Consider the following 7,729-nt stretch of genomic DNA (forward strand, 5'->3'; position numbering starts at 1 on the left):
AACAACCCTTACCCTCCTTCTACCGCGTTTGCCCCGTGATGAGGAACTGATAGGTGGTAAGCCGTCTGGTGTTCTGGATCGGCGGTGGCTTGATCGGGCTGGGCTTGATTGGCGGGTTGGGCGCGATGATTTTTAGCCAGCGCCATCGGCTACGACGCGAACAACAACTATGGCAAGAAGAACGCGACCGCTTCCATCAGAGTATTGTCGCGCAGCACGACCGCCAGCGGGAACTTGAAGCGGAGATCGACCGCCAACGACGGACCATCGAAACTCTGCGCGGACTTGAAGCGGAGATTGACCGCCAGCAGCAGGTTGTTGAGACGTTGCGCGCCAGTGAACAGCGTTTTCGCATGTTGACTGATCAGCTTCCGGTGGGCGTGTTTCTGAGCAATATTCAGGGCGAATGCCGCTATGTCAATGACCGCTGGCGTCAGTGGGTCGGCCTGACCGCCGACCAGGCAGCAGGATCGATGTGGCTCCAGGCAGTGCATCCCGATGATCACGATCCGATGATGCAGGCTTGGCAGCAAGCGGTTGAGCAGGCTGGCGAATTTGCCGCCAACCACCGGTTGCAAAGCTCATCGGGCCGCGTGACCTGGTTGAGTACCTGCGCGATACCGTTGCAGGATCGCGCTGGCCGGGTGAGCGGTTATTTGGGCGCCAGCACTGATATTGCCGATCTCAAACGAACCGAGGAAACCCTGCGCGCCAGCGAAAGCAAATTCCGCAGCTATTTTGAGCTGCCGCTGATCGGCATTGCACTGACCGGCCCCGACAAGCGCTGGTGGGAAGTCAACGACCGGTTGTGCGAAATGCTGGGCTACCGGCGGTCGCAACTGTTGCGGCTGAGTTGGGCCGAAATCACCCACCCTGATGATCTGGCTGCCGAGATCGGGCAATTCGAGCGGGTCATGAGTCGAAAAGTTGAGAGCTACTCGCTGGACAAGCGTCTCTTGCGCCAGGACGGCACACCGATCTACGTCAGCGTCTCATCCCGTTGTGTGCGGCGATCAAACGGGGTGGCGGAGTATTTTGTGACCGTGGTGCAGGACATCACCGAACGCAGGCAGTCCGAAGAGCGGATCCAGCATCTGGCCCAGTATGATGCGCTGACCGGCTTACCCAACCGGGCGCTGCTGGATGACCGGTTGCGGCAGGCGGTGTTGCGGGCGGGTCGCGATCACCGAATGGTCGGGGTGTTGCTGGTGGATCTCGATCACTTCAAGCGGATCAACGAAACCCTGGGTCACGCTGCGGGCGACCGGTTGCTGCGCGATGTGGTAGGGCGGTTGCAGCAATGTGTGCGCCAGTGCGACACCATCTCCCGCCAGGGCGGCGACGAGTTTGCAGTGTTACTGCCCGAACTGGGTGCCAGTGATGATGCCGCCCGGCTCGCGGAGCGGATGCTGGAAGCCGTGGCTCAGCCCTATCGGCTGGACGACCAGGAACTACTCGCCAGTTGCAGCATCGGCATCAGCCTGTATCCTCGCGATGGCCGCAGCGCCGAGAATCTGCTCAAGAACGCCGATATTGCCCTGTATCGAGCCAAGGACATGGGGCGGAACAACTACCAGTTCTACCTGTCTGGCGCGACGATGATCGCTCGCGAGCGGCTGAATCTGGAAACCCACCTGCGTCATGCGGTGGGGAAGCAGGAGCTGGAGCTGTACTACCAGCCAAAATGGGATTTCCATACCGGCGCCATCACCGGTTCTGAGGCGTTGATCCGCTGGAATCATTCGCAACTGGGATTATTGTCGCCGATCCGGTTTATCCCGATTGCGGAAGACAGCGGGCTGATCCTGCAACTGGGCGAATGGGTGCTGCGCACCGCCGTGCGCGAGATCGGCGACCTGCATCGCGATGGATTCGCCGGGTTGCTGGTGGCGGTCAATCTGTCGGGTCGCCAGTTTCGCCAGGATGATCTGGCCGAAATGGTGCGCGGGTTGCTGGAGGAAACCGGTTTCGACCCTGCCTGTCTGGAACTGGAATTGACCGAAAGCATCCTGATGCATCATACCGAGGATAACATCGCCACCCTCAAGTCCTTTAAGGGGATGGGCGCGCGGCTCGCCATTGACGACTTCGGCACCGGCTATTCATCGCTGAGTTATCTGCAACGCTTTCCGGTGGATGTGCTCAAGATCGACCGCGCCTTCGTCAAGGATTTACCGGGCGACGCCAGCAGCGCCGCCATTGTGGATGCGATTGTCACGCTGGCGCATGGACTGGGTCTGGAAGTGGTGGCTGAGGGGGTAGAAACCGCCGAGCAGCGAGACTTTCTCCATGCGCATAACTGCGACATTGGACAGGGTTTCCTGTTCGGTCGCCCGATGCCATTGACCGAATTCAAGCAACTGCTGGCGCGGGATCGAGCGACTTAATCTCTATTCAGAGGATTCTGAGCCATGCAACTCACCAATTCCACTACGCACTACGGCGCGATCACCCGATTCCTGCACTGGAGCGTTTTTCTATTGCTGGTGCACCAGTACCTAGGCGCCAACCTGATGACCCGGATCGAATCGGGTAAGACTTTATTTTGGTTGACTCAAAATAGTTATTACAACGGGCATAAGTCCATCGGGCTGGTGGTGCTGGCGCTGGTGGCGCTGCGCTTTGCCTGGCGCAGACTGACGCCGCTGCCCGATTGGGCGCCGACGTTGACGCCCGCTGAACGCACGATCTCCCACTGGAACGAGATGTTGCTGTACGGCTGCCTGATGCTGATGCCGGTGAGCGGCTATCTTTTCGTCATGGCGGGCGATTACGGGATCAAGCTGTTCGGCTGGCATGATTTGCCCAATCCCATCGGTAAGCAGGAAGGACTCGCCGTCCTCGCTCGCATCGTTCATATCGTGATCAGTTACGTCACCGTGATCGTGGTGGCCTGGCATGTCGGCCTGGGTCTCAAGCATCAGATTTTTGACCGTGACCGGTTCCTCGACCGAATGTTGCCGTTCATTCGGCGCTGAGGCATGAGGTGGAGATGGATCGTTTGGGTCATCATTGCGCTGGGCCTGCTGGCGGCGGGTGGCTGGGCCGCCTGGCGCGGCTTCGGTCCGTTGATGGTCGAGATCGTGCGGCCAACTCGGGGTTTAGCGGTGCGGGCGGTCTATGCGACCGGCACGGTGGAACCGACGGTGATGTTGCCCATCGCCCCACGCAATGCGGGTCGGCTGATGGAACTCAATGTCGATGAGAGCGCTCAGGTTCATGCCGGTCAGGTGCTGGCCCGGCTGGAAGACGCTGATCTGAAAAGGACGGTGGACGAACTCGAAGCGCGGGCGCTGTTCGCCAAGAGCCAACAGGATCGCGCCCAGACCTTGCTCGACCGGGGATTGGGCACGGTGCTGGAACGGGATCGGGCGCGCTCCGAATGGCAGGCGGTGGAAGCTGCGGTGGCGCGGGCCCGGGCCTTGCGCAGTTTTATGACCCTGACGGCTCCGGCAGACGGGCAAATTCTGCAACGCGATGGCGAAGTGGGTCAATTGATCCCGGCCAATCAGCCGATTTTTTACTTCTCCTGTTGTGCGCCGTTGCGGATTGAGGCCGAGGTTGACGAGGAGGATATTTTGCTAGTGCAAGCCGGCCAGCGCGTCCTGATTCGTGCCCCGGCATTGCCGGAGCGAATTCTCGAAGGCCAGGTTTCCGAGATCACCCCGAAGGGTAATCCGGTCACCCGTGGTTACCGGGTGTGGATTCGCTTCACAGAAGAGCCACCGTTGCGTATCGGGATGACCGCTGAGGTAAACATCGTGGTGAGCGAGCATCCGAACGCGCTGCTGGTGCCGACGACTGCGGTGAGTGAAGGCCAAGTCTGGATTGTGCGTGAGGGTCGTGTGCAACGCCGGCGGGTGCAGAGTGGTTTGGTTGGTGAATCCAGAACCGAAATTCTGTCCGGTCTGGGCGAAACCGACGCGGTGGTGGTTCACCCTGTAGCAGCGTTGAAGGACGGGCGGTGGGTGCGCGGTTTGCCTGAAAAATAGGGTTCTTCAGCCGTTGTAATGGTTTTTCATGTGCTACTCCTCAACCTCAATGGTTCGGACAGTTTCAGTTCTTCAAGCGTCTGGGTGAAACACCGATGAGTTCACGGAACCCCTTGAAAAACCATAGCTTCGAGCCTTGATGGAGAGTTAAGCAAAATCAACAAATTATTTCCTCCTGTAAATTTTCCTGTGATCGGAACTGTGGGGCAGGCAGATAAAATGAACATCACCTATTGAGATCAACGGGTTGAATTCAGTTAACGCCCTAGCCTGACGCTACCAGCCCTCACCATCACAGGAAAATTTACAGGAGGAAAGCTGTTTTGGAATACCCGCTCCACAGAAACCCTCGAAAAAACCTTCCAGTCTCACGGCATTGGTCCGGGCAATGCGTTGGAACGGAGCAAGAACCGCATTTCGCGCCTGCGCCACAATATCAACTGGCAGGCTTGATCAAAGGGACTCCAACGCCATCTTGATCCGTACCCGCTCAACCAGCGCAAACGGGGTGCAGGTCTCCATCAGAAGTTCATCGGCGCGAGCGCCGATGAACGGGCGCGAGTTGATCCCAACTTCGGGTTCACGGCGCTTTGCGCCGCCGAACCCTCGCTGGAGCGTCTCCGCTACGCGGCGGCGACTTTGTCGTCCTGCTTGGAGGCACTCAAGCCGGGAGATTCAGCGACCTCGGCAGTGTTCACTACCGGTGGTTCTGCGGCCACGGCATCCATCCAGCGCTGGCCGAGCAGCGCCTTAGCCTCACCCAGATGCCAGGCGACGCTGTCCATATCGGCGTGAGATTTGTGAACCCACGCCTCGCCCCAATAGAAGTTGCAACTGGTTTCGGCGCGCAGCAGCCGCCAATGCGCTTCGTCCAGCACCCGCGCCAGTTCGGGATTGGGATCATGGATTTGCACCGCAGCCTGCGCTACCGCGTGGAATTCCCGGCTGAGATCGTGAACCCGGACCATAGTGTCGCGCTGCACCCAGGAACCTTGCCACTGGTGGAAATCCCAGCCGTGGTGGGCGTCGGTATTCCAGGCGCCGCGCCGTACCGTGACCCGTCCATGCGCACCGAAGCGATCCAGATAATCGGTGATGAAGGTCGGACGCATCACCGAGTGGCCGGCGCGGATTTCCTCCAACGCCTCATGGTAGAAATAAGTCCAGAAATTGGCTTTTTCAGTCACATTGCGGAACCAGCCGCCGTTGTCGCCATCGGTGGCGGTGGTGACCAGCGGCGGAAAATCGCACCACTGGGTCCGCTGGCACAATTCGTTATAGAACCAGCCGTAGTCCATTCCCGACAGTTGGGCATCAGACAGATCGCGGTCGCGGACGATGATGATGATCTCCGCGCCGCCGTACTCGGCGATATGCGGTCGGTAGCGCAATTCCTGCCAGCTCATCGGATCGACTGCGTCCACATACTCGCAATCCACCATCACATAGCGATAACCGGCCTTCTTCAAATGCGGAATCAGCCGCATATCAAAGCCCATTTCCGGCGGCCAGAATCCATTGAACTGGGGCCGCCACAGCAGATGCTGGGCGATGGCCTGCCAGCGGGCAATATGTTCGTCCCAGTCGGCTTCCGGGATCAGCGCCAGGACCGGGTGGTAATAACCGGTACCGAGGATCTCAAACAGCTTCTGGTTCTGGAGATGCCAGAGCAACTTGCCGCAGTCCACATCGCCATAAACCCGCTGTTGAAAAGCGGGATTGGACAGGGTTTCCAGCAGCGTTCCAGACAGCGACAAATGGACGCGGGCGATGTCCTGATAGTCCCACAAGACTCGCGGCATCCGGTCGTAGGCGAACAGAATCTCCTTGACTTCCCACGGGTTGGTTTCCAGCAGGTTTTCGAGATTATTGGGGGGTTGGTGCATGTTCAGCACCAAGGCATGGTGAATATCTCGCATCGGTGGTCTCCTCAATTTTGGTTGTCAGGTCATCAGGTCATGGCGAAACCCCCTTGGTGCCGGAGTTTAGTCGCGAGTAAGGATACAAAGAACCGGACTGAGCCGCTATGCAGGCATCAGTCGGCAGGTTGGGAACCGCCCAAATGCACCGTCAAGGGTGGTAGATGATTGATATGAATACCGTGCTGTGGCATCGGAATGGTAACACCGTGTTCACGGAACAAATCCCAGATTTCCAGCCGCACATCACTGGAGATATTGCGGATGCCGTTCTGCACATCGCGAATCCAGAATCGCACTTCCAGCAGCATGAAACTCTCGCCGAATTCCAACAGCAACGCCCTCGGCGCGGGATCAGCCAGCACCCGCGCCGGCTGCCGGGCACCTTGTACCATCAGATCCAGCGCTTTGCGCACGTCGGTTTCGTAGGCGATTCGCACCTGGACCTTGAGCCGCGCCAGATCGTTGCGGTGCGACCAATTGATTACTTGATGGGTGATGATCTCCTCGTTGGGGATCAGGTACTCGGTACCGTCGCGGGTTTCCACCGAGACATAGCGTGCACCCAGCGAGGCGACCCAGCCGTAGGTTTCACCGATCTGGATCACGTCGCCGGGTTTGATCGATTTGTCCATCAACAGCATGATGCCGCTGATCAGGTTGGAAATAATGGTTTGCAAGCCAAAACCGAGACCGACACCGAGGGCGCCGCCAAATACCGCCAGCGCGGTGAAATCGACGCCGGAACTGGCTAAGGCAACCAGCACCGCCATGATGATCAAGCCCCCTTTGAGCAGCTTGCCGAACAGCACTTGCACCGACGGGGTCAGGTTGGGCAGATGCAGCAGTCGGCGTTCCAGCGCCCGCGACACCAGCACCGCTACCCACAGCATAACCCCGAAATAGAACATGCTCTTGAGTACGGTCAGCAGCGACAGCCGCGTTGGACCGAGATGCAAAGCCAAGCGGTCGAGCAGCGCAAAGGTCGGGGCGAGCAGATCAAAGATGGCCAATACCGCGATGCTGTAGGCGGCAATGACCAGTGCCCGTGCCCACACCGGTTCGCGCACCAGCATGGAGAACAGGCGAATGGCGATCCAGGCCGCCAGCAGGTCAATGCCGATCCAGATCCAGTGATTGGGCCAACCAAACCGAACCGCAACTGAACCGGCAATGACCAGCCCAGCAATCCACAGCAGCGGGAAGACCAGCGATGCCAGCGTCAGCAAAACCGGGCGACTGTATTCTCCAGCTATGTGGCTCTGGATGCACCGGATCAACCACGGGTACACAAAATCGTGAATCCACCAGGCAGTGAAGCCACTAGCAACCAGGGCGGGCATCTGCATCGCACTGTAGACAATGTGCGTCGGCGTAAACACATCGCTACTCAGCCAGTCCCAAACCGTCCGTAGCCAGGCGAAAAACAGGGCACCGTCAAAAAAGGGTTGTTGCATGGGGGCGGTGGAACATCAGGTCTTTCAATGTGAAGTATCACCAGCTTAGCTGCTGCAACCGGTTGACGCCATGGCAGGGATTCAATTCAGAGGGAACCGCAGCAGCGATGGCATCATCGGTTCAGTGCGGGTGCGTCGCTGCAACCATCCTTTTAAGGTCATCCCAACATATTGTAAAATATGGCTTTTAAAACACAGCGAGGTGCTAAGACCAGCCCTTTCAAGGTGGTTTAAGCAGGATTTAAAAGTAATTTAAAAGCGTAACTACTCAGGTACCTCTCTGTAATTGCTAATATAGAACATTTTTTAAGCGATTCTGTTCTTCCTTAATTAATAGAATCACCGGTTCAATAATCTTTTC

General features: G+C 58.1%; 5 protein-coding genes. 3 read left to right on the top strand and 2 right to left on the bottom strand.

What is annotated here, in order from left to right; all coding sequences use genetic code 11:
• The first annotated feature begins 53 nt into the window (after positions 1-53).
• The 3 genes from BN874_RS21680 to BN874_RS21690 are packed head-to-tail and all read left to right on the top strand — an operon-like array spanning position 54 to position 3,992.
• On the top strand, positions 54-2,387 hold the full coding sequence (locus tag BN874_RS21680; RefSeq protein ID WP_051498194.1) for an EAL domain-containing protein: 2,334 nt from the start codon (positions 54-56) through the stop codon (positions 2,385-2,387).
• A gap of 24 nt (positions 2,388-2,411) precedes the next feature.
• Positions 2,412-2,978, top strand: a complete 567-nt coding sequence (locus BN874_RS21685; protein ID WP_034437053.1) for a cytochrome b — start codon at positions 2,412-2,414, stop codon at positions 2,976-2,978.
• A 3-nt stretch (positions 2,979-2,981) separates the two neighbouring features.
• Positions 2,982-3,992, top strand: a complete 1,011-nt coding sequence (locus BN874_RS21690) for an efflux RND transporter periplasmic adaptor subunit (RefSeq protein WP_034437054.1) — start codon at positions 2,982-2,984, stop codon at positions 3,990-3,992.
• Between the two features lie 623 nt (positions 3,993-4,615).
• Here BN874_RS21690 and BN874_RS21695 read toward each other — a convergent pair.
• Together BN874_RS21695 and BN874_RS21700 are read right to left on the bottom strand one after the other, a co-directional pair.
• The gene (locus tag BN874_RS21695) at positions 4,616-5,911 is read right to left on the bottom strand and encodes a polysaccharide deacetylase family protein (protein ID WP_081756593.1); all 1,296 of its coding nucleotides are present in this window, start codon (positions 5,909-5,911) and stop codon (positions 4,616-4,618) included.
• A 116-nt stretch (positions 5,912-6,027) separates the two neighbouring features.
• Positions 6,028-7,368, bottom strand: a complete 1,341-nt coding sequence (locus tag BN874_RS21700) for a mechanosensitive ion channel family protein (protein WP_051498195.1) — start codon at positions 7,366-7,368, stop codon at positions 6,028-6,030.
• Positions 7,369-7,729: the final 361 nt, after the last annotated feature.

Origin of the sequence: Candidatus Contendobacter odensis Run_B_J11 (genome assembly GCF_000531125.1) — a bacterium.
Classification (GTDB): domain Bacteria; phylum Pseudomonadota; class Gammaproteobacteria; order Competibacterales; family Competibacteraceae; genus Contendibacter; species Contendibacter odensensis.